The sequence below is a fragment of the Pseudomonas iranensis genome, assembly GCF_014268585.2.
In the GTDB taxonomy this organism is placed as follows: domain Bacteria; phylum Pseudomonadota; class Gammaproteobacteria; order Pseudomonadales; family Pseudomonadaceae; genus Aquipseudomonas; species Aquipseudomonas iranensis.
Window position 1 is genome coordinate 2,777,725 of sequence record NZ_CP077092.1, and the last position, 19,111, is coordinate 2,796,835.

A 19,111-nucleotide genomic window follows, 5' to 3' on the forward strand; every position below is an offset into this window, starting at 1 on the left:
GGGGAAAGGCTTTGTATAAGAAATCCTGTTGTACCGTTTCAGCTGTTCTTTCTATCCCTCAGCAGTTAATGCGCTAGCTATCGATCGCCGAAGTGATCGGACGATATCCAGCGCAGCCTGATCGCTAACACTGCCGGGGCACTGATCAAACATATGTGGCGCCCCAGGGTAGACATGCAGTTCGACGGCAACCCCGGCGCGGGACAGACGCAGGGCAAATGCAACGTCCTCTTCCAGAAACAGATCCAGCGCCCCGACGGCCAGAAACGTCGGTGGCAAGTCACGCAGATCATCCTGCAGGGCCGGCGAAAACCAGCCGATTGGCAGATCATCCAGCGCTTGGTCAGCGCGCAGGCAATCCCAACAGAACTGGTTGGCTTGCGCCGGCCAGCCAATCACGCCGGTCGTGCTGTTCTGGTGAGGCGAGGCTGCGCTGCCCGAACGGTAATCGAGCATCGGATAAATCAGCACCTGGCTGGCGATGGAATACTCGCCGCGATCCCGCGCCACAATGGCCAGCGCTGCTGCCAGCCCGGCGCCGGCACTGTGGCCCATGACGATTACTTTGTCGGCGTCAATATTGAGCGTTTGCGGGTGGGCGAAAACCCAGCCGAGGGCGGTGTAGCAATCCTCCAGAGGAATAGGGAAGCGGTATTCGGGCGCGAGACGGTAATCGACAGCAACGATGATCGCCTGAAGTGCTTCGGCGAGATTGGCCAGATAGTCATCGGCCATTTCGGGGCAACCAAGGACGAAGCCTCCGCCGTGGATGTACAGGATCATCGCAAAATTACCGTCCGCTGCTGCGGCGGCGGGCCGGTAAAGACACAGGCGCAAATCCTCACCGTCGTGGGACTTTATCCATAGGCTTTCACCGCGCGCTGGTTCTCGGGATCTGAATGTCGCATGGACACGCTCCCTGATCGCGGGCAGCGTTTCCAACGTCCAGGCTTCTGCGCCGGGGGTTAAAAAGCTTTTGAAGTCGGGATCCAGCAGTTCATGTGCTTTCACGTTCTGCCTCCTGTTTGCGAATGAACGAGCGCCTCGGATGGAGGCGCCGCTCACGGTGGAGTTACAGCCAGGCTTTGATCTGCGCGCAAACGGCCGGCGTCGAAATGCCGTAGCGATCATGCAGCGTCGGCAGGGCGCCGGCGTCAAGGAACGCGTCGGGCAACGCGATCTGTCTGAAGGTGGGCGTCACGCCATTGCGCAACAACAACCCGGCAACCGCCTCACCCAAACCGCCGATGATCGAGCTGTTCTCGGCTGTGACCACCAGACGCCCGGATTTGCGCGCTTCGGCGAGAATGGTTTGCTCATCCAGCGGCTTGATGGTCGGCACGTGCAGCACGGCCACATCGATACCGTCGGCCTGCAATTGCTTGGCCGCTTCCAGTGAGCGCATGGTCATCAGCCCGGTGGAGATGATCAGCACGTCGTTGCCCGTGCGCAGGGTCTTGGCCTTGCCGATCTCGAATTTATAACCGTAGTCGTCCAGCACCAACGGCACATTGCCGCGCAGCAAACGCATATAGACCGGGCCTTGGTGAGCGGCGATGGCCGGCACGGCCTGTTCGATTTCCAGCGCATCGCACGGGTCGACAATCATCAGATTGGGCATGGCGCGGAAAATAGCCAGATCATCCGTGGCCTGGTGGCTCGGCCCGTAGCCGGTAGTGAGGCCGGGCAGGCCGCAGACGATTTTGACGTTGAGGTTTTCCTCGGCGATGGCCATGCAGATGAAGTCGTAAGCACGCCGCGATGCGAACACCGCGTAGGTGGTGGCGAAGGGCACGAAACCCTCACGCGCCATGCCGGCGGCAGCGCTCATCAGCAACTGTTCGGCCATGCCCATCTGATAGAAACGCTCCGGGTGCGCCTTGGCGAAAATGTGCAGGTCGGTGTACTTGGACAGGTCCGCTGACAGGCCGACGATGTCCGCGCGTTGGTCTGCCAGCGCTGCGAGCGCATGGCCGAACGGTGCCGAGCGGGTCGCCTGGCCCTCGGAGGCAATCGAGGCAATCATCGCCGAGGTGGTCAGGCGCTTTTTCACCGGCGCGCCAGTAGCAGTCGAAGGCGCAGTGTTGGCGGCGTTGCTCATTGGTCTTTTCCTTCTTCAAGGTTGTTCAGTGCCAGGTCCCATTCGTGCTCTTCGACGCGAATGAAGTGGGTCTTCTCCCGGTTCTCCAGAAACGGCACGCCTTTGCCCATTTTCGTGTCGCAGATGATCACGCGCGGTTGCCCGCCGGGGTGATTGCGCGCGGCATCGAATGCAGCGACCAGGGCGTCGAGGTCATTGCCGTCGACGCGCTGGGTGAACCAGCCGAAGGCTTGCCAGCGATCGACGATGGGTTCGAACGAAAGAATCTCGCTGGAGTAACCGTCGGCCTGCTGATTGTTGACGTCGACGATGGCGATCAGGTTGTCGAGCTGCCAGTGCGAAGCCGACATCACCGCTTCCCAGGTCGAGCCTTCATTGAGTTCGCCATCGGACAGCAGGTTGTAGACGAACGAGGCCGAGCCTTTGCGCTTGAGGCCCAGGCAGGCACCGACCGCGATGCCCAGGCCCTGACCCAGCGAGCCGCCGGTGATTTCCATCCCCGGCGTGTAGGCAGCCATGCCCGACATCGGCAGGCGGCTGTCATCCGAGCCGTAGGTTTCCAGCTCATCGAGGGGAATGATCTCCGCTTCGATCAGCGCTGCGTACAGCGCGATGGCGTAGTGGCCGATGGAAAGATAGAAGCGATCACGCTGCTCCCACTCGGGATCCTGGGGGCGATGATTCATCGCATGAAAGTAAGACACCGCCAGCAGGTCAGCCGCGCCGAGGGCCTGGCCCACATAGCCCTGGCCCTGAACCTGGCCCATGCGCAGTGCATGGCGGCGAATGTTGTGCGCGCGCTGGGTCAGGCTCAGCGATGCAGCGTGTGCAAGATTAGTCGTCATGATGAAACTCCGTTGACTCAACGATTGACCAAAGCGGCAGGAATACGCAGAACCAGGCTCGCGCCGAGGAGCAGCACGCCGGTGATCAGGTACATGCCGATGGCACTGGAACCGGTCAGGGTGGTGATCCAGCCGATCAGATAAGGCGAGCAGAACCCGGCGAGGTTGGCGAAGCTGTTGACCGCGGCGATGCCGGCGGCCGCAGACACCCCGCCAAGCAGCGTGGTGGGCAGCATCCAGAACAACGAGGTGGCGGAAAGAATGCCGGAGGCAGCGAGGCACAGACTGAGGATCGACAAGGTCGAATTGCCGCCCATCAGCGCTGCCAGACTCAAGCCGATCGCACCGGCGATCATCGGCACGATCAGGTGCCAGCGGCGCTCGCGATGTTTGTCGCCACTGCGGCCGACCAGCAGCATCGCGGCGATGGCGCACAGATAAGGCAGGCTGGTCAGGAAACCGATGTGCAGCGGGTCGGAAACCCCTGCATTACGTACCAGTGTCGGCAGCCAGAAGGTGATCGCATATTGGCCCATGACCACACAGAAGTAGATCGCCGCCAGCAGCCACAAGCGCCGGTCGCGGATGAACTCGCCGATCGAGGCGTGGGTGACCTTTTGCTGGTCGTCTTCGGCCAGTTCGCGAGTGATCAAGGCTTTTTCGTCGTCATTGAGCCAGGTCGCCTGATGCACGCCGTCCTTCAGATAACTCAGCACCAGCAGGCCGACGACCACGGTGGGCACCGCCTCGAGAACGAACATCCACTGCCAGCCGGCCCAGCCGTGCACGCCGGCAAAGTGGTTCATGATCCAACCGGACAGCGGGCCACCGACCATGCCTGACAGCGGAATGGCGATAAACCACAACACGGTCATGCGCGCCCGCCGATAGGACGGAAACCAGTAGGTGAGATAGAGCAGCAGGCCCGGCGCCAAACCGGCTTCGGCAATCCCCAGCAGAAAGCGCAGCGCGTAGAACTGCCAGGCGGTTTCGACGAAGGCGAACAGCGCCGAGACGATGCCCCAGGTGATCATGATCCGCGCAATCCACAGTCGCGCGCCGACCTTGTGCAGGATGATGTTGCTGGGCACTTCGCAGAGGAAATAGCCGATGAAAAACACCCCGGCGCCCAGTCCGTAGACTGTTTCGCTGAGGGCCAGATCGTTCATCATTTGCAGCTTGGCGAAACCGACGTTGACCCGGTCCAGATAGGCGCACAGGTAGCACAGCATCAGGAACGGCATCAGGCGCCAGGCCGTTTTGCGATAGGCAGAAGAACGCACGGTCGAAACCGCTTCGAGCGACAGGGTAGTCATGATGGTCTGATCTCTTGTTTTTATTGACCGCCAGGCCATCAGGCCCGGCTGCGTCATCGATCCAGAACCGCACGGGCCACGCAGGCCCGCCCAGAGTTACTCAGTGAATCAGCATGCCGCCGTTCACATCGAGGGTGATGCCGGTCAGATAAGCGGACAGGTCGCTGGCCAGAAACAGCGCGGCGTTGGCAACGTCCTGCGCTTGACCCAGGCGCCCCAGCGGAATGCCTTCGATGATGGCGTGGCGGCGTTCATCCTGCATCAGGCCGCCGGTGATGTCGGTGTGAATCAGGCCGGGAGCGATGGAATTGACGCGGATATTGTCCGGCCCCAATTCCCGCGCCATGGCCTTGCCCAGCCCCAGCACACCGGCCTTGGCCGCGCTGTAATGCGGGCCGCCGAAGATGCCGCCGCCGCGCTGGGCCGACACCGACGACATGCAGACGATGCTGCCGGAAGACTGTTGGCGCATCAGCGGAATCACCGCCTGGGACATGAGCAAAGTGCCGCGCAGGCTGACGTCCAGCACCTTGTCATAGTCCGAAGGGCGAATATCCAGAGTCTTCAGTGGCTGGGTGATGCCGGCGTTGTTGACGAGAATATCGATGCGCCCGAAGTGCTCGATGATGGCGGCGACGGCTTGCTGAACCTGCGCTTCGTCGGCCACGTTGGCCGCCAGGCCCAGGTGACCTTCGCCCAGTGCTGCGGCGGCGTCACGTGCTGCGCAGGCATCCAGATCGAGGATGACCACGCGAGCGCCGTGTTGCGCAAATGTGCTGGCGGTAGCGCGGCCAATGCCACGGGCAGATGCGGCACCGGTAATGATTGCGACTTTGCCTTGAAGAAGCATGGAGGATTCCCTCGAATTGTTTTTATTGGGTCGGTGTGTAAGTAACCGATGACTCAGCTTGTCCTCCGGGGCGAGCGTGAGCAATAACGCGGAAGTCACTCAATGCTGAAAAAAATTCAGTACTCGTCAGGCCGTTTCGCAAATGCTTGAATGAAACCGGTCCGTACATCACAAGAAATCACCACGGAGTCCCCATGCGCTCTGACACTGAGGCATCGATCATCCTGCCACCGCTGAAAGCAATTCAGGCCTTCGAACAAACCGCGCGCTTCGGCAACGTCGCCAGAGCGGCGGAAGTGCTGGACCTGACCCCCTCGGCAGTCAGCCATCAACTGGCGAAACTGGAAGGGATGATCGGCCGGCAATTATTCGTTCGCGCTGCTCGGGGCGTCTCGCTGACGCCGGTCGGCGAGCAGTACCTCAAGGAAGTCTCCGGGATTTTGCACAGCCTCGCCGTTGCCACCGAGCGTGCGGCCAGCGATGTCAGTCTCGATTGCCTGCGCTTGCACTCGTCGCCAAGCTTCGGCCTGCTCTGGCTGATGCCGCGCCTGGAAGCGTTTCGCGCCAGTCATCCGGACATTCAGATCAACCTGTCATGCTCCTATGAATCGCTGCACTTCAGTCGCGACAAGATCGACGTCGATATCCGCCACGGTCTGCCGAACTGGCCAAGCTATGAGGTGCGCACGGTCAGGAATGAGACGTTCGCGGTGCTGACCTCACCGAAACTGCTCGCGCAACGTTCGGTACGCGGCGCGGCGGATCTACTGGAGTGCGATCTGATTCTGTCGGAAGCCACTCTGCTCAAATGGCCGCAATGGTTTGCCCAGCATGGTCTGGCGCGTCCGGAGCGGCCGTACGCGCTGAGCTTCGATCGTTCATACATGTCGCTGGAAGCGGCGAGTCATGGCTTGGGTTTCGCACTGGAAAGCACATTGCTGGCGCAGAAGTATCTGGCGGCGGGCACGCTGGTTGAAGTAGCGCCTGAATCTCTGAGTGCTGCGGTGGCGGCGCACCATTTGGTATTCCCCAAAGCGCATTCGAGCTTTCCACGGGTCAGGCGTTTTCTGGCGTGGATGGAGAGCGAGTTGGGGCACGAATTCGCGTATTGAGTCGGGATCAATTCTTTCAAACTCTCTGAACCGCTCAAGGTCAATCCTTTAACGGTCACGTCATTCACATCAGAGGTGAAGGAATGGATAACTACCACATCAGTAAAAACCAGCAGCGCTGGGAACTGGTCAAAGAGGGCGCGCAGCGTGCGTCGAAAACGGCTGCAACCAAAGCCGAGATCACCCAAATCGCCAGCGACTACCTCCAAGATAAAACCGCCTCGCTGAAAATCCATAAAGAGGACGGGACGATCCAGGAAGAACGCACCTTTCCACGCGCTGCCGACCCGCGAAAAACCAAAGGCTGAGCAGGCTGTTCTTTTCTGTGTTCATCGTTTCTTCAGAAGGGTCTGATATATGGTCATCGCATGTCTGGGATGGGGCTCACTGATCTGGAAGCCGGACGGCTTGCCGCTGGCCAGCGAATGGTTTGCCGACGGGCCGCAGGTACCGATCGACTTCGTTCGCGTCAGTGACACTGGCGAGTTGACTACAGCCATAAGCGCGAACGCGCCGCCGTGCAAAGTGCTGTGGTCGGTCCTGGACGTGACCGATCTCGATCAGGCCCGTGAACTCCTGCGTATTCGAGAAGGCGTGCCGGAGGGCAGGGAGGATGGCATCGGCAGTTTCACCGTCGGTACCTCGCCGATGGGCGTGCTTGCTGAATGGGCAATTCCTCGGCAACTTGATGCGGTGATCTGGACGGCGCTGCCCGGCAGATTCAAGAACATTGAAGGCCTGGTGCCGAATGTCGACGACGCAGTTTCTTATCTGGCCGGGTTGAGCGGCGCGGCGCACGAACAAGCGCGCGACTATATCGAACAGGTGCCGGCGCAGATCGACACGCCGTACCGGCGTGAAATCATTGCCAGGCTTGGGTGGAAATGATGAGCACCCGCAGCCAGGCGCAGATTGTCGCGATCTTCGATCAGCTGTTGGCACTGCGAGAAAGTGTCGACATTCTCCAGCACGTGGAGAGCGCTAGCGTCGAGTCGCTGCGTGGCCATCAGACCGTGGACGCCCCCGAGTCGCTGGATCTGGTGTTTCAAAAGCTGCATGAAGACATCGCCAGCATGGAGGAAACCTTGGCGACGATTGCCGAGGCGACCGGGGACGTGCCGAAGTTGTGAGGGTGTCGCGGGGCCTGCATGCAGAGAAGATGTGCCGGGTCTGGCGCCTTCGCGAGCAGGCTCGCTCCCACAGGGATTTGCGTCACATCCCGGAAATCAATCGATTTACAAATCCCATGTGGGAGCGAGCCTGCTCGCGAAAGCGCTGGATCTGGCACTTACTCTGTTGGATGTGCCGACGCTATCGCGAGCAGGCCCGCTACTACAACGGGGCTGGATCCACGCGCAACGCATCCACCACCAGTGAAAACGCCGGCGACGGTTGGCGGCGGCTGGGGTAGTAGAGGTGGAAGCCACCGAACGGTTCGCACCAGTCTTCCAGCACTCTGACCAAACGCCCTTCGGCCAGATGCGCACCGAACTCGTCTTCAGGCAGGTAGGCAATTCCCAATCCGTTCACAGCGGCGTCGGCGATGTGCACGGTGGAGTTGAACACCAGTTGGCCGTCGACCCGCACTTTCAGCTTTTTGCCCTGCCGCTCAAATTCCCAGGCATCGACACCGTCGTAGGTCGGAAATCGAATGTCGATGCAGCGGTGCGCCGCCAGCTCGCGCGGATGCTGCGGGGCGGGGTGCCGGGCAAAGTAGTCGGGCGAGGCAACGACGGCCATGCGCAGCGGCGGGCCGATCGGTACGGCGATCATGTCCTGGGCGACGGTATCGCTGAAACGCACGCCGGCATCGAAGCGGTCGGCCACGATGTCACGGAAACCGTAGTTGATATCGAACTCGAGCTTGATGTCCGGGTATTGCAGCAATAGTGGCGTCAGCTTGGGCAGCAGAGTGGTCTTGATGATGTTGTCGCCGCAGGTGATGCGCACCGTACCGGCAGGCTTGTCGCGCAACTCGGTCAGCGCGTCCAGCTCGGCTTCGATCTCATCGAAACGATGGCCCACGGTGTGCAGCAAGCGTTCACCGGCCGCCGTCAGTGACACGCTGCGTGTGGTGCGGGTCAGCAGGCGAATTTTCAGGCGCGCTTCCAGCGCCGAGACTACCTGGCTCACCGCCGATTGCGTCACGCCCAGTTGCACCGCCGCGCGGGTGAAGCTGCCGCTGCGGGCCACGGTGACGAAGGCGAGCAGGTCGTTGAAATTGGGTTTGGCCATGGCGCAATGCTCAGGTTTATTGATTAGCTGCGTTTATAACCGCATTAAGCACTCATTAGCTAATCAAAGCCTCGAGCCTGCGCAACAATACCTCCATCCCGGCCTCGCCTGGTTTCTCGTTCAAGGACGCCCCCATGAAACGACTGTTCATACTGCTCGGGTTTCTCCTGAGTTCATTTACTGCATTCGGAGCTGACATGTCCCACGGTGCCGACAATTTCTTCAAAAGCGACAAGGTGACCGTGCAGAAGGTCAGCTTCAAAAATCAATATCAACTCACCGTGGTCGGCAACCTGTTTGTCCCTAAAGGACTCGACCCGGCAGCGCGCAGCGCGGCGATTATCGTTGGTCATCCGATGGGCGCGGTAAAGGAGCAGAGCGCCAATCTGTATGCGCAGAAACTGGCGGAGCAGGGCTTTGTCACCCTGTCGCTGGATCTGTCGTTCTGGGGCGAAAGCGAGGGCGCGCCGCGCAACGCGGTATTGCCGGACATGTATGCCGAAGACTTCAGCGCGGCCGTCGATTACCTCGGCACACGGCCATTCATCGACCGCGCGCGCATCGGCGTGTTGGGCATCTGTGGTAGCGGCAGCTTCGTGATCAGCGCGGCGAAAATCGATCCACGCATGAAAGCCATCGCCACCGTCAGCATGTACGACATGGGCGCGGCCAACCGTGATGGCCTCAAGCACTCGCAAAGCCTTGCGCAGCGCAAGCAGATCATTGCGCAAGCGGCCGAGCAGCGTTACGCCGAGTTTACTGGCGGCAAGGTCGCATACACCGGCGGCACCGTGCTGGAACTGAAGGCCGACATCCATCCGATCCAGCGTGAGTTCTTCGATTTCTACCGCACCCCGCGCGGCGAATTCACCCCGGCCAGCTCGACGCCACAACAGACCACGCGGCCGACGCTGAGCAGCAACACCAAGTTCATGAACTTCTATCCGTTCGTCGATATCGAGAGCATCTCGCCGCGCCCGATGTTGTTTATTGCCGGTGCCGACGCGCACTCCCGTGAGTTCAGCGAAGAGGCTTTCCGGTTGGCGGGTCAGCCGAAAGAACTGGTGATTGTGCCGAATGCCGGCCATGTCGATCTGTACGACCGGGTCGAGCTGATTCCTTTTGCCAAGCTGACGCAGTTCTTCAAGAGCAACCTGAAGTAACTTTCAACGCGACGGAGCAAAGCGATGCGGTTTTTTGCCAACGGCTGGAAGGGATTCGTACTGATGGCATGGCTGCCCGTTGCTCTGTCTGCACCGACCGCTATGGAGGCCAGCACGATGTGGATGACCGTCGGAGAACAGCGTTTTGCCATTGCTCTGGAGGACAACCCGAGTACGCGGCAATTGCTCACGCGATTGCCGCTGAGCCTGGAAATGACCGACCTGCACGGCAATGAAAAATACGCCACCGTGCAGCCGCCATTGCCCACCCAGCCCTACCGGCCGGGCACGATCCACAACGGCGATTTCCTTTTGTATGGCGACGATACGTTGGTGGTCTTCTACAAAACCTTCGATTCGTCCTACCGCTATTCGCGTCTTGGTCGCATCGACCGGCCGCAGGACTTGGCCGAAGTCTTGGGGCGTGGCGATGTGCGGGTGACGTTCACTCTGCATGAGTGAGGAGAGTCATTGATGAACCAGAAATCGTTAAATCAAGGGCGTCTTTTGCGCATCGTCGCCCTCGGCTGCGCGGTCCTCGCCAGTGCAGCCTGCGTGAATCCCCTCTGCGCCAATCCTTCCCGATCACCGGAGAAAACGATCATGCAAGAACAGCCTCTGACGCTTAGACAACTGGCGATCGCCCCGATTGCCGCCAACGCTGCCATCGGCGACATGCCGCGTTTGCACGACGCACTCAATCGTGGTCTTGATGCTGGGCTGAGCATCAGCGAGACCAAGGAAATTCTGGTGCAGCTGTACGCCTACGCCGGCTTCCCGCGCAGCCTCAACGCCTTGTCCTTGCTGATGAAGGTTTTGCAGGAACGCGCTGCTCGGGGCATCGAAGACGTGCCGGGACGCGAGCCGGGTCCGGTTCCGTCGGGCTATGCGCTCACCGAACTCGGCACCGACAATCAGACCCGCCTGGTCGGCGCGCCAGTGTCCGGCCCACTGTTCGAATTCGCCCCGGCGATCGATCAGTTTCTGAAAGTGCACTTGTTCGGCGACATCTTCGCCCGCGACAACCTGGCATGGACGGATCGGGAACTGGCGACGGTTGGCGCGCTGGCGGCAATGGCTGGGGTGGAATCACAGCTGGAGTCGCATTTGAAGATCAGTCTGAATGTGGGATTGACGGTTGAGCAGTTGCGGCGAGTGGCGCAGGAGTTGGAGGCGCGTGGGGATTTTCAGGCTGCTGAGCGGGTGGGCGCGGGGCTGGGGAAATTGGGGGGCTGAAGTCGACGGGGATACCAGTACCATTATTTCTCACCAATGACTGAACCTGGTTGCTGCATCTCCAAGATCGCCGCCTTATTTTCACGAAGCGGCGGCTTGGGGCATGTTGAGCGCAAACCGTCTATGTGCTCCATCAAGCTATCGGGAATGCTCTGCCACATCGGATCGAGAATGAAGTCCACACCTTCTCGCCTTGCCATTTTTGCGGCTGGAACAAAGTCTGCGTCGCCTGCTATCAACACTATCTGATCGACCTGCTGTTTAAAGGACAGCGACGCGACATCAATGCCGATCCGCATATCGACACCTTTTTGACGGGTCTCAATACTGACGTCATTTTCCATAAGGTCAGTCATCTGGATTTTGCCTTTCAACAGCTCAGCGATTTTTGCGGGTTTGATGGTCCATCTGACATCCTTCGACAGATGTCCAAGTCGTAACGCCAGCTTACGTTTACTTCGCAGTCTGGAGTGCAGCTCTTTGCGAAATGCCGCCTCCCTGGACCTGGAAAAATCCACAGCTTTTTTGCTTATTGGGTTGTGCTGTTTGGTGTCCAGTGGGGGGCAATCATAAAAGAAGATACGGTAAAGCTCTTTCCTGGCTCGTTGTCGTAGCTCTCGAATGGGGCCCGTTGGACGGGTCAAGGTTTTATTGAGGAGGTGGGCGGTTGCCCATCGATGGACCAGATCGGCCGCGCGTTCAGCGTTGAAGGCGTTTTGAGGTTCGATTCGTCGAAAACGTTTGATGAAAAAGGCGCCATCGACTAACACCGCAGTGGGCATGTTTTTTACCTAAAAAAACGCCCAAGGGTTTGGCACGTTCTGGATGATTAGAACGGCGTACTGCCTTGGGCGGGATGGGAGCAGATTAGGTAGGAGTGACGGATACGTCAACAACACCTTTTTCGTCTGACCTGTTTGCACAAAGTCGAATGTGCCCAGCGCTTTCAACTCTCAGGTGGCGACGGGGAAACGATAAATTGCGGAGGGTAAGCGGGCAAGACAGCGACTTCCGTAAGATTTGTAGGCAAAAGCGCTGTGTCTCGTAGGCTCGGTTATCCGTGAGCGGGCGAGCGCGGTGTTGGGCAGAATCCGGGGGGGGGGGCACATAATGAGAGCGGCTCTGTTACGGCGATTCTCGTCTTCAGCGCTGGCGCCGACTCGCTCCCGGCGAGCTTCCCGTTATCCGCTTGAACGCACGACTGAACGCCGCTTGGGAGGTGTAGCCCAAGCGCTGCGCCACTTCTTCGATTGGCAGTCTTTCCAGGGTAAGCCACTGACTGGCCAGGCGCATGCGCAGTTCGGTGGCGTAGCGTAGCGGCGGGGTGCCGAGGGTGGTCTGGAAGCGTTCGGCGAAGACCGAGCGTGAGGTGTTGCACAGCGTTGCGAGTTCGGCGACGCTCCAGTCGCGCCCCGGTTGTTGGTGCAGGGCCAGCAAGGCCTGCGCCAGGCGTGGGTCGCGCAGCGCTGCGACGAGACCGGAGGCATTGCCGCAAGCGCATTCGACCCAGCCACGAACAATCATTGCCGCCACTACGTCGGCAAGGCGCGCGAGAATGCCGGCGAAGCCGATGCGCGCGGCGCTGACTTCGCGTTCCATGGTCGCGAGGATCGGCATCAGGCCCGGATAGCGCTGGCCGCCGGCGTCGATCAGCATAAGACCCGGCATCAGCCGACCGAGGCCTTGCAGGCTGCCGAGCTCGAACTCCATACAGCCACTGAAGAGCAGGGCGCTATCGGACGAATCGGCGCTGTGACCGACCTGCACCGCGCAGACCGTATCGCCGAGTGGCGCGGCGACGGCGCTGTCAATGTCCTGCACTTCAGCTCCGGCGTGTGACAGCAACTGGTGCGCGGCACCATGAGCAATGAATACCGCATTGCCTGCTGACAACTCGTACAGGCTGCCGTCCTCCAGTCGCAATACCGTCGATCCAGCGGCGACGAAGTGGAAATACGCATGGCCGGGCTTGTCGCTGAAACCCAGACCATACGGCGCACCGGCGTGGATCCGCCGATATTGCACGCCACGCAGACGCATGCTGCGCAGCAACTCGGTGATAAGGTCTGAGGACACAGAGAAGGAATCAATGCTGCTCATGTTCGGGGTTTCGATCAAAAGTTCAAGAGTGAGCATCATAGATCATCCGGTTTGCCGTCAATAGACTGCCCTCTCGAAATGTCTGAGGGAGTCTTGAAATGAATGAACGTGTAGGTGATGGGCGAACTGCAGGGGAGCCGCTGGTGCCTGCTTGGATGGCGGTGTTTTCGCTGGCGATGGGTGTGTTTGGTCTGCTCACGGCGGAATATCTGCCGGCCAGCCTGCTGACGCCGATGGCGCTCGATCTCGGCGTCAGCGAAGCGCTGGCAGGGCAAGCGGTGACGGTGACCGCGGTGGTCGCGCTGTTTGCCGGATTGCTGGTGCCCGGGTTGACGCGCAGCCTTGATCGGCGGCTGGTATTACTCGGCTTTTCGGCACTGATGATTGCTTCGAATCTGCTGGTGGCGCTGTCGTCCAGCCTCGCAGTGTTGCTGATCATGCGCATCCTTTTGGGCATAGCCCTCGGCGGATTCTGGAGCATGGCGGCGGCCGTGGCGATGCGCCTGGTGCCGGCGGCGCTGCTGCCCCGCGCGTTGTCGATTATCTTCAGCGGGATCGCCGTGGGGACCGTGGTGGCGGTGCCGTTGGGCAGCTATCTCGGCGGCCAGTTTGGCTGGCGCAGTGCGTTTTTCGCAGCTGCAGCGGTTGGCGTGGTGACGCTGGTCTTTCAGATGTTCACGCTACCCAGTCTGGCGCCGCATCGTCCGTCACGCCTGCGTACGGTGCTCGAGGTGTTGCTGCGACCGGGCATTGCCGTCGGCATGTTCGGCTGTGTATTGGTGCATACCGGCCATTTCGCGTTGTTCACCTACATCAGGCCATTTCTGGAAAGCACCATCGGCGTCGGCCCGCAGACCTTGGCACTGATGCTCCTTGGTTTCGGCGTGGCGAACTTTGTCGGTACGCTGTTCGCCGGTTGGCTGTTGCAGCGCAATCCAAGGGCAACACTGGTGCTGATGCCAGTGTTGGTGGGCGTTGCTGCTCTGGCGTTGGTCGGGTTACCGGCGTCGGTCACCGGGCAGGCGTTGCTCTTGGCGCTGTGGGGGATGGCCTTTGGTGGCGTGCCGGTCGCATGGTCGAACTGGGTGGCGCGCTCGATACCCGATCAGGCCGAAAGCGCAGGCGGCATGGTGGTCGCATCGGTGCAGTCGGCGATTGCCGCAGGCGCCGCCGCTGGCGGTTCGGTGTTCAGTTTCAGCGGTATCAATGGCGTGTTTGTAGCGGCTGGAATTCTGATGTTGCTGGCCGCGCTGCTGATTGCACTGAAGGTCAATGTCGATGTGCCAGAGCCGGGCTCAGCGGCTTTGCCAGTGCATTTGTGAGTTGATCAGGGCGGGGCGGTGGCGAAGCACTGAAGCCCCGCCGATTCCGTCTCTTCAACCGCGCTTCGGCAGTTTCCAGTTCGGTCGGATGAAGTGGCAGGTGTAGCCGTTCGGAATCCGCTCCAGGTAATCCTGATGCTCGGGTTCCGCTTCCCAGAACGGCCCCGCCGGTTCGATTTCCGTTACTACTCGACCCGGCCACAGCTTCGATGCATCGACGTCGGCGGCGGTGTCTTCAGCGACGGCACGCTGCTCTTCGTTGAGGTAGTAGATCGCCGAGCGGTAGCTCGGGCCAAGATCGTTGCCTTGACGGTTGGGCGTGCTCGGGTCGTGGATCTGGAAGAAGAACTCGAGGATCTGTCGGTAGCTGATCACGGCCGGATCAAACTCGATTTCGATGGCTTCGGCGTGGTTGCCGTGGTTGCGATAGGTCGCATTCGGCACATCGCCGCCGGTATAGCCGACGCGGGTGTTCAGCACACCCGGGTAGCGGCGCAGTAAATCCTGCATGCCCCAGAAGCAGCCGCCGGCGAGAATGGCAGTTTCGGTTTGAGTGGTCATGGTGTGTGCTTCCTCTCGAAGACGATGTGGGGATACCCACTGTTATGAGGGCGGGTTGAGAGAATCCAAGGTTACGCTCATCAGAATCGACCACTGGCCACCTGATCAAGCGACGTGCAGTCGACTGCGATGTTCGTCAGTACGTATTCAACCAAAGCCAAAGAACGAACGCAGCTTGCCCGGTGACTTGCGTTCGTAGAACGGTTTGGTCTCCCTGAGGAAGTAATCACTCAGCCCGGCTTGTCCCGTCAGCACGCGGCAAAAATCAACCGGCCCGCCATCAGGGGCTGTGTCCGCAGCGACATTGCCGGCTTCGCGCATGACCTGTTCGATATCGCCATCCGCTTCGATGCCGACGATCAGGTGCGGTTTTTCATCAACCGAGGCGTCGTGCATCAGCGCCAGGAACGCGCGTTTCACATTGGAGTGTTTGGCCAGCAGTTGCGAGAGCGAATGGACCATCGTCGATGGGTAGTCCGAAGGCTGTCCAAGCAAGACGTTGGTTTCTTTTTCAACGGTGCGCTGCGTGGCGGGCCGGCCGATTTCGCCTGAGAGCAGGCGTTGCACTTCCTCCGGAAGGAATTCCTTGCCGTACGGCGACTTCGGATTCAGAAAGAGCAGCGCGCCCAGCGTGATTTCGAACAATGATCGGGCCGGTATCTCCACATAGCTCTGCTCGCTGTCGATGGATTGTTGCAGCGTTTGCAGCGAGGAGAAGAACGGAATGACCGGCGTGCCATCGGGCTTCTGCCAATGAGCGATGCTGATATTGCTGCCGGCCTCGAGATTGACATGACCTTGCGCCGCACCGGCGGTGCCGAGGATGTAGACGGTCGAGTCCAGCAGGGTTCGATAGAACTCAGGGCGATGCGCGGGTTCGTCCGCGGCCAGCCGGAGTGATGTTTCCAATGGGTTTTCTTGGGAAGTATCCATGAGACTAATCCGTTATTTTCTATGGAAAACGATGATTACCTGGCCGGTTCGAAGATGCCTTCATTCACCAGCATTTCATCCAGCCTCTCGGGCCATATCTGATCATCGGTGCCACGTAGTGATTCAGCGGACCACCAACGATGATCGACCATGACCTCGGTTTCTTGCAGAGTCCAGCCGGTTCTGGAAAGCCGTTCGCTGGGTGCGTGCACGACGAAATATTGTTCGACTGCGAGTACAGTCTCGCCGCTGGGTAATAGCATGGGAAAATCCCGGTGTGCTACAGGCCCCTCAACGGCACTGGCCTTTATGCCGGTTTCCTCAAGCAGCTCACGTATCGCAGCGTCATGGAACGTTTCGCCGCTTTCAAGGCCGCCTCCTGGGGTTGCCCAGTAATTTCTGCCGGCCAAGGCGCCGTTTTCATGGATGAATCTGAAAAGCAGAACTTCTTGCGAAGGACTTATGACCAGTAATCGTGCTGCGTTGCGTTCGCGCATCTACATCTTCCTTGAAGGGCTTGCCACTGCTTGTTGCGTTTCGGATTCGTATTGCAAGAGGACGTTGGACTGGCAAGAGCTCCTTATTGCAAAGCCATTAAAGACCACCCAACCCGCTAAACCATGGAAAAACAACGCCAGATTCATGGCCTTTATACGCTGACCTCGCCCGCAATTGTCTGCGACAACGAAGCCAGCTGATGATCGCTGGAATCGCCAACAGCGTGATAAACCACTGGAAAGCATTGCTGGATTGCAGCGCCATGGCCACAAGCACATTGATCAACAGCGCACCAAGAATCACAGTGTTGTACCTGATGTGCCGACGTTTGATCGCAGCAAATTCTTCCCAGTCGTAAATCAACCAATCGTGGGAAAACTCTCCGCACTCAGGGCATTTATGCGTGGGCGGAAGGTTATCGGTGGTGAACCCACAATCAGGGCAGCAGACTGTCATTGAGCGAACCTTCCGCAAGCTGTCTCATATCGCTAGCCAGCGTAGTGCAGATTGGCTGGAGTTGTCCGTCTACAGCCAACAGGCCTCACAACAAACTCCACGAAACCCCAACATAAACCCCCATCCCTTCACCCGGGGTCGACCGCGCAGCATCCAGACCTTTGTCGTCATACCCCGGCGTGACTGTTGCCGCATAACGCTTGCCGGTCAGGTTGCGCATGTCGACCCAGCCTTGCCAGTCGCCCTTCGGCGCGTTGTAGCCCAGGGTGGCGCCGAACAGGGCGTAAGGGTCGGCGTAGTAGCTGTTGGCGTAGTCCACGGCAACTTTGGACACCAATTGTGTGTTCACGGCGGCGAAGAAGCCCTGCGGCCAGTCGTAACGCAGTTCGCCCTGGTAATAATGCATTGGCAGGCCCGGCAGGCGTTTGTCGCCGAAGCGTTCGTCGTCGCGGTAGTGGAAGTCGCTGAAGGTGTAGGCCTGGCGCACGCTCAGCTGGCGGCCGTCGGCGGCGGTCCAGAGTTTGCTGTTCAGGCTGGCCTCGATGCCCTGGTGCACGGTCGGGCTGGCGTTGAGTTCGTAGGGCGTGACGGCGTTGGCGTCCGGCAGTACCGAGAGCAGTTCGTGACGAACTTGCGCGTAGTACCAGGCCAGGCTCCAATCGCCCAGTTTGCTGTCGCCACGGCCGCCGAGTTCCAGAGTGGTTGCAGTCTGGTTTTGCAGTTCGACCGGATCGCGCTGGGTGCCGGTGGCGGCGCCGTTGCCGGCAGGGAAGCGCACATTGGAGCTGTAGATCAGCGACCACGGGTGCGGTGCTTCGACGGAGCGGCTGAGGTTGCCGAACACTTGCACGTCCGGGGTGATCTGGTAGCGCAGGCCGATGCGGGGAGCATAGTCCCAATCGCTGAGACTGGTCTTGCCGCCACCCTGCGGATAGGTCACGGCGCTTTCGCGGCGGGTGTAGATGGCGGCAAGGCCGGTGGTCAGCCAGAGGTCGTCAGCGATTTCCAGTTCGTTACCAAAATGCAGCACGGTATCCGAACCCTGGTAAGTGAAATTGCGCATCCGCGTGCCCGGGGCATAGCTGGCGGTGTTGCCACTCGGAATGCGCACGAACTCGCTGGCGCCGTCGTTGGGCAGGTGCTTGGTCACGCGCAGGCCGACGTTGCTGCGGCTTTCCATACCGTACAGCGTGTCGCGGCGCTTGTAATCGAAGGTGCCACTGACGTCGGTATAAGCCACCTTCAGGCGGTTCGGGCCTTCGCGCAAATCCATCGGATAGTCGTGGTAGGCGAGGCCGGTCTGGATGCTCGAATCGTCATCGAGATAGAACGTGGTCTTGTTGCCGATGAAGGTACTGCCGGGCTGCTTGCGGCTGTCATCGCGGGCCACATACGCCGGGTTGGCTGCCCGTGGGCTGTGTTCGATGGAATGCTTGGTCACGCGGCCGGCCAGGTCGTTGTCGGTTTCCCGGTAGCGAAAATAGAAGCGGGTTTCCAGGTTCGGGTTGAAGCGATAGCCGAAGTTGGCGATCAGGCCTTTGCTCTCGCTGGCGGTGTGGTCCTGATAGCCGTCGGCATTGGCATCGGTCAGGGACACGTAGTAATCGAAATCCCCCAGCACTTGCCCGGAGCTGACCTGGCGCTGCTGATAGCCATGGCTGCCGGTGGCGTAGCGCACTTGCAGCTTCGGCGCGGTGTAACCGGTGTGGCTGACGTAATCGATAGCGCCGCCCAGCGCCAGCGCGCCGCGATCGAAGCCGTTGGCGCCGCGCAGGACTTCGACATGGTCGACCCACAACGGCTCAAGCAATTCATACGGCGTGCCGCCGGGGCCGGTGAGGGGCAAGCCATCCAGCATCGTGTACAGCCCCGACGCATGGGCGCCGGGTGCACGGTTGATGCCTGAACCGCGGATGGAAATCTTCACGCCTTCGTTGCCCGCCGACTGCGCATACACCCCCGGCTGATAGGCGAGCACATCCTGATTGCTGGCAACACGGCCCTGCAACGGCTGGCGCATGTCGACCACGTTGGCGCCGCCGGGAACCTGCTCAAGGCGTTCCCGCGCTTCTTCGACCGCTGCATCGCTGCCACTGCGCTCATCTGCCGAAATCAGCACTTGCCCCAGCTCCAGACCTTGGGTCTCGGCCATCACCGGGCAGGCCAGGGCCAGACCGAGCAGGGCAGTGGGCAATGATTTGGGCGACGGCATCGAAAAACTCCAGCAAACAGGGGATCGGGCAATGAACAGTGCGACGTCGGAACAAACCCAGGAAACACATGGCGACAGGGCTTTTTTGCCCGGCGATGGCAAACAACCGGGCGTCAACTAACCTCACGGATCAGGGCCATCGGGTCAATAAACAAATTCAGCGGGCTGTTG

Annotated in this window: 21 protein-coding genes; 8 read left to right on the forward strand and 13 right to left on the reverse strand. The window is 60.1% G+C overall.

Going from position 1 to position 19,111, the window contains the following annotated elements:
• Positions 1–51: 51 nt before the first annotated feature.
• The 5 genes from HU724_RS12485 to HU724_RS12505 all read right to left on the reverse strand — a co-directional run bounded on the left by HU724_RS12485 (position 52) and on the right by HU724_RS12505 (position 5,112).
• Positions 52–1,011 (reverse strand): alpha/beta hydrolase, encoded by a 960-nt coding sequence (locus HU724_RS12485; protein ID WP_186569056.1) that lies wholly within the window; start codon positions 1,009–1,011, stop codon positions 52–54.
• Between the two features lie 61 nt (positions 1,012–1,072).
• Positions 1,073–2,101, reverse strand: a complete 1,029-nt coding sequence (locus HU724_RS12490; protein ID WP_186569029.1) for a transketolase family protein — start codon at positions 2,099–2,101, stop codon at positions 1,073–1,075.
• Positions 2,098–2,946, reverse strand: a complete 849-nt coding sequence (locus HU724_RS12495) for a transketolase (RefSeq protein WP_186569030.1) — start codon at positions 2,944–2,946, stop codon at positions 2,098–2,100. Before HU724_RS12495 ends, HU724_RS12490 begins: the two co-directional genes overlap by 4 nt.
• 17 nt (positions 2,947–2,963) lie before the next feature.
• Positions 2,964–4,262, reverse strand: a complete 1,299-nt coding sequence (locus tag HU724_RS12500; RefSeq protein WP_186569031.1) for an MFS transporter — start codon at positions 4,260–4,262, stop codon at positions 2,964–2,966.
• 100 nt (positions 4,263–4,362) lie between these two features.
• The gene (locus HU724_RS12505; RefSeq protein ID WP_186569032.1) at positions 4,363–5,112 is read right to left on the reverse strand and encodes an SDR family NAD(P)-dependent oxidoreductase; all 750 of its coding nucleotides are present in this window, start codon (positions 5,110–5,112) and stop codon (positions 4,363–4,365) included.
• 194 nt (positions 5,113–5,306) lie between these two features.
• On the opposite strand from HU724_RS12505, the gene HU724_RS12510 reads away from it, so the two are divergent.
• The 4 genes from HU724_RS12510 (at position 5,307) to HU724_RS12525 (ending at position 7,354) form a co-directional block, all read left to right on the forward strand.
• The gene (locus tag HU724_RS12510; protein ID WP_186569033.1) at positions 5,307–6,224 is read left to right on the forward strand and encodes a LysR substrate-binding domain-containing protein; all 918 of its coding nucleotides are present in this window, start codon (positions 5,307–5,309) and stop codon (positions 6,222–6,224) included.
• 83 nt (positions 6,225–6,307) lie between these two features.
• Positions 6,308–6,532 (forward strand): DUF2188 domain-containing protein, encoded by a 225-nt coding sequence (locus tag HU724_RS12515; RefSeq protein WP_039758787.1) that lies wholly within the window; start codon positions 6,308–6,310, stop codon positions 6,530–6,532.
• A 49-nt stretch (positions 6,533–6,581) separates the two neighbouring features.
• Complete coding sequence (locus HU724_RS12520) at positions 6,582–7,112, forward strand: hypothetical protein (protein ID WP_122708059.1); 531 nt, start codon at positions 6,582–6,584, stop codon at positions 7,110–7,112.
• Positions 7,112–7,354: a hypothetical protein gene (locus HU724_RS12525; protein ID WP_122708339.1), complete on the forward strand. Its 243-nt coding sequence runs from the start codon at positions 7,112–7,114 to the stop codon at positions 7,352–7,354. The genes HU724_RS12520 and HU724_RS12525 overlap by 1 nt, the downstream gene beginning before the upstream one ends.
• A gap of 202 nt (positions 7,355–7,556) precedes the next feature.
• Here HU724_RS12525 and HU724_RS12530 read toward each other — a convergent pair whose 3' ends face one another.
• Positions 7,557–8,459, reverse strand: coding sequence for a LysR family transcriptional regulator (locus HU724_RS12530; RefSeq protein WP_122708057.1), 903 nt, complete (start codon positions 8,457–8,459; stop codon positions 7,557–7,559).
• A gap of 134 nt (positions 8,460–8,593) precedes the next feature.
• Between HU724_RS12530 and HU724_RS12535 the strand changes: the two genes are divergently transcribed.
• From HU724_RS12535 to HU724_RS12545, 3 genes are read left to right on the forward strand one after another with little or no spacing between them, the layout of a single operon-like run.
• Positions 8,594–9,622 (forward strand): alpha/beta hydrolase, encoded by a 1,029-nt coding sequence (locus tag HU724_RS12535; RefSeq protein WP_186569034.1) that lies wholly within the window; start codon positions 8,594–8,596, stop codon positions 9,620–9,622.
• A 24-nt stretch (positions 9,623–9,646) separates the two neighbouring features.
• The gene (locus HU724_RS12540) at positions 9,647–10,084 is read left to right on the forward strand and encodes a cyclophilin-like fold protein (RefSeq protein ID WP_225927682.1); all 438 of its coding nucleotides are present in this window, start codon (positions 9,647–9,649) and stop codon (positions 10,082–10,084) included.
• A 12-nt stretch (positions 10,085–10,096) separates the two neighbouring features.
• Positions 10,097–10,858 carry a carboxymuconolactone decarboxylase family protein gene (locus HU724_RS12545; protein WP_186569035.1) on the forward strand — a complete coding sequence of 254 codons (762 nt, stop codon included), beginning with the start codon at positions 10,097–10,099 and terminating at the stop codon, positions 10,856–10,858.
• A 23-nt stretch (positions 10,859–10,881) separates the two neighbouring features.
• Here the strand turns inward: HU724_RS12545 and HU724_RS12550 are convergent, their stop codons facing one another.
• Complete coding sequence (locus HU724_RS12550; RefSeq protein ID WP_186569036.1) at positions 10,882–11,640, reverse strand: NYN domain-containing protein; 759 nt, start codon at positions 11,638–11,640, stop codon at positions 10,882–10,884.
• A gap of 361 nt (positions 11,641–12,001) precedes the next feature.
• Positions 12,002–12,997: a cupin domain-containing protein gene (locus HU724_RS12555; RefSeq protein WP_437180351.1), complete on the reverse strand. Its 996-nt coding sequence runs from the start codon at positions 12,995–12,997 to the stop codon at positions 12,002–12,004.
• A gap of 59 nt (positions 12,998–13,056) precedes the next feature.
• Here HU724_RS12555 and HU724_RS12560 point away from each other — a divergent pair, with 59 nt between their 5' ends.
• Complete coding sequence (locus HU724_RS12560; RefSeq protein WP_186569038.1) at positions 13,057–14,280, forward strand: MFS transporter; 1,224 nt, start codon at positions 13,057–13,059, stop codon at positions 14,278–14,280.
• A 54-nt stretch (positions 14,281–14,334) separates the two neighbouring features.
• On the opposite strand, the gene msrA is transcribed toward HU724_RS12560, so the two are convergent.
• The 5 genes from msrA to HU724_RS12585 all read right to left on the reverse strand — a co-directional run bounded on the left by msrA (position 14,335) and on the right by HU724_RS12585 (position 18,940).
• Positions 14,335–14,841 carry a peptide-methionine (S)-S-oxide reductase MsrA gene (gene msrA, locus HU724_RS12565; RefSeq protein ID WP_186569039.1) on the reverse strand — a complete coding sequence of 169 codons (507 nt, stop codon included), beginning with the start codon at positions 14,839–14,841 and terminating at the stop codon, positions 14,335–14,337.
• A gap of 147 nt (positions 14,842–14,988) precedes the next feature.
• Complete coding sequence (sseB, locus tag HU724_RS12570) at positions 14,989–15,774, reverse strand: enhanced serine sensitivity protein SseB (protein ID WP_186569040.1); 786 nt, start codon at positions 15,772–15,774, stop codon at positions 14,989–14,991.
• A gap of 35 nt (positions 15,775–15,809) precedes the next feature.
• A complete protein-coding gene (locus tag HU724_RS12575) occupies positions 15,810–16,271 on the reverse strand; it encodes an NUDIX hydrolase (protein ID WP_186569041.1) in 462 nt (153 codons plus the stop codon).
• Between the two features lie 97 nt (positions 16,272–16,368).
• The gene (locus HU724_RS12580) at positions 16,369–16,728 is read right to left on the reverse strand and encodes a hypothetical protein (protein ID WP_186569042.1); all 360 of its coding nucleotides are present in this window, start codon (positions 16,726–16,728) and stop codon (positions 16,369–16,371) included.
• An 85-nt stretch (positions 16,729–16,813) separates the two neighbouring features.
• Positions 16,814–18,940 (reverse strand): TonB-dependent receptor family protein, encoded by a 2,127-nt coding sequence (locus HU724_RS12585; protein WP_186569043.1) that lies wholly within the window; start codon positions 18,938–18,940, stop codon positions 16,814–16,816.
• Positions 18,941–19,111 lie beyond the last annotated feature (171 nt).

Coding starts and splice junctions, on each gene's coding strand:
- HU724_RS12490 (WP_186569029.1), bottom strand. CDS start 2,101: ATGAGCAACGCCGCCAACACTGCGCCTTCGACTGCTACTGGCGCGCCG.
- HU724_RS12495 (WP_186569030.1), bottom strand. CDS start 2,946: ATGACGACTAATCTTGCACACGCTGCATCGCTGAGCCTGACCCAGCGC.
- HU724_RS12500 (WP_186569031.1), bottom strand. CDS start 4,262: ATGACTACCCTGTCGCTCGAAGCGGTTTCGACCGTGCGTTCTTCTGCC.
- HU724_RS12505 (WP_186569032.1), bottom strand. CDS start 5,112: ATGCTTCTTCAAGGCAAAGTCGCAATCATTACCGGTGCCGCATCTGCC.
- HU724_RS12510 (WP_186569033.1), top strand. CDS start 5,307: ATGCGCTCTGACACTGAGGCATCGATCATCCTGCCACCGCTGAAAGCA.
- HU724_RS12515 (WP_039758787.1), top strand. CDS start 6,308: ATGGATAACTACCACATCAGTAAAAACCAGCAGCGCTGGGAACTGGTC.
- HU724_RS12520 (WP_122708059.1), top strand. CDS start 6,582: ATGGTCATCGCATGTCTGGGATGGGGCTCACTGATCTGGAAGCCGGAC.
- HU724_RS12525 (WP_122708339.1), top strand. CDS start 7,112: ATGAGCACCCGCAGCCAGGCGCAGATTGTCGCGATCTTCGATCAGCTG.
- HU724_RS12530 (WP_122708057.1), bottom strand. CDS start 8,459: ATGGCCAAACCCAATTTCAACGACCTGCTCGCCTTCGTCACCGTGGCC.
- HU724_RS12535 (WP_186569034.1), top strand. CDS start 8,594: ATGAAACGACTGTTCATACTGCTCGGGTTTCTCCTGAGTTCATTTACT.
- HU724_RS12540 (WP_225927682.1), top strand. CDS start 9,647: ATGCGGTTTTTTGCCAACGGCTGGAAGGGATTCGTACTGATGGCATGG.
- HU724_RS12545 (WP_186569035.1), top strand. CDS start 10,097: ATGAACCAGAAATCGTTAAATCAAGGGCGTCTTTTGCGCATCGTCGCC.
- HU724_RS12550 (WP_186569036.1), bottom strand. CDS start 11,640: ATGCCCACTGCGGTGTTAGTCGATGGCGCCTTTTTCATCAAACGTTTT.
- HU724_RS12555 (WP_437180351.1), bottom strand. CDS start 12,997: ATGATGCTCACTCTTGAACTTTTGATCGAAACCCCGAACATGAGCAGC.
- HU724_RS12560 (WP_186569038.1), top strand. CDS start 13,057: ATGAATGAACGTGTAGGTGATGGGCGAACTGCAGGGGAGCCGCTGGTG.
- msrA (WP_186569039.1), bottom strand. CDS start 14,841: ATGACCACTCAAACCGAAACTGCCATTCTCGCCGGCGGCTGCTTCTGG.
- sseB (WP_186569040.1), bottom strand. CDS start 15,774: ATGGATACTTCCCAAGAAAACCCATTGGAAACATCACTCCGGCTGGCC.
- HU724_RS12575 (WP_186569041.1), bottom strand. CDS start 16,271: ATGCGCGAACGCAACGCAGCACGATTACTGGTCATAAGTCCTTCGCAA.
- HU724_RS12580 (WP_186569042.1), bottom strand. CDS start 16,728: ATGACAGTCTGCTGCCCTGATTGTGGGTTCACCACCGATAACCTTCCG.
- HU724_RS12585 (WP_186569043.1), bottom strand. CDS start 18,940: ATGCCGTCGCCCAAATCATTGCCCACTGCCCTGCTCGGTCTGGCCCTG.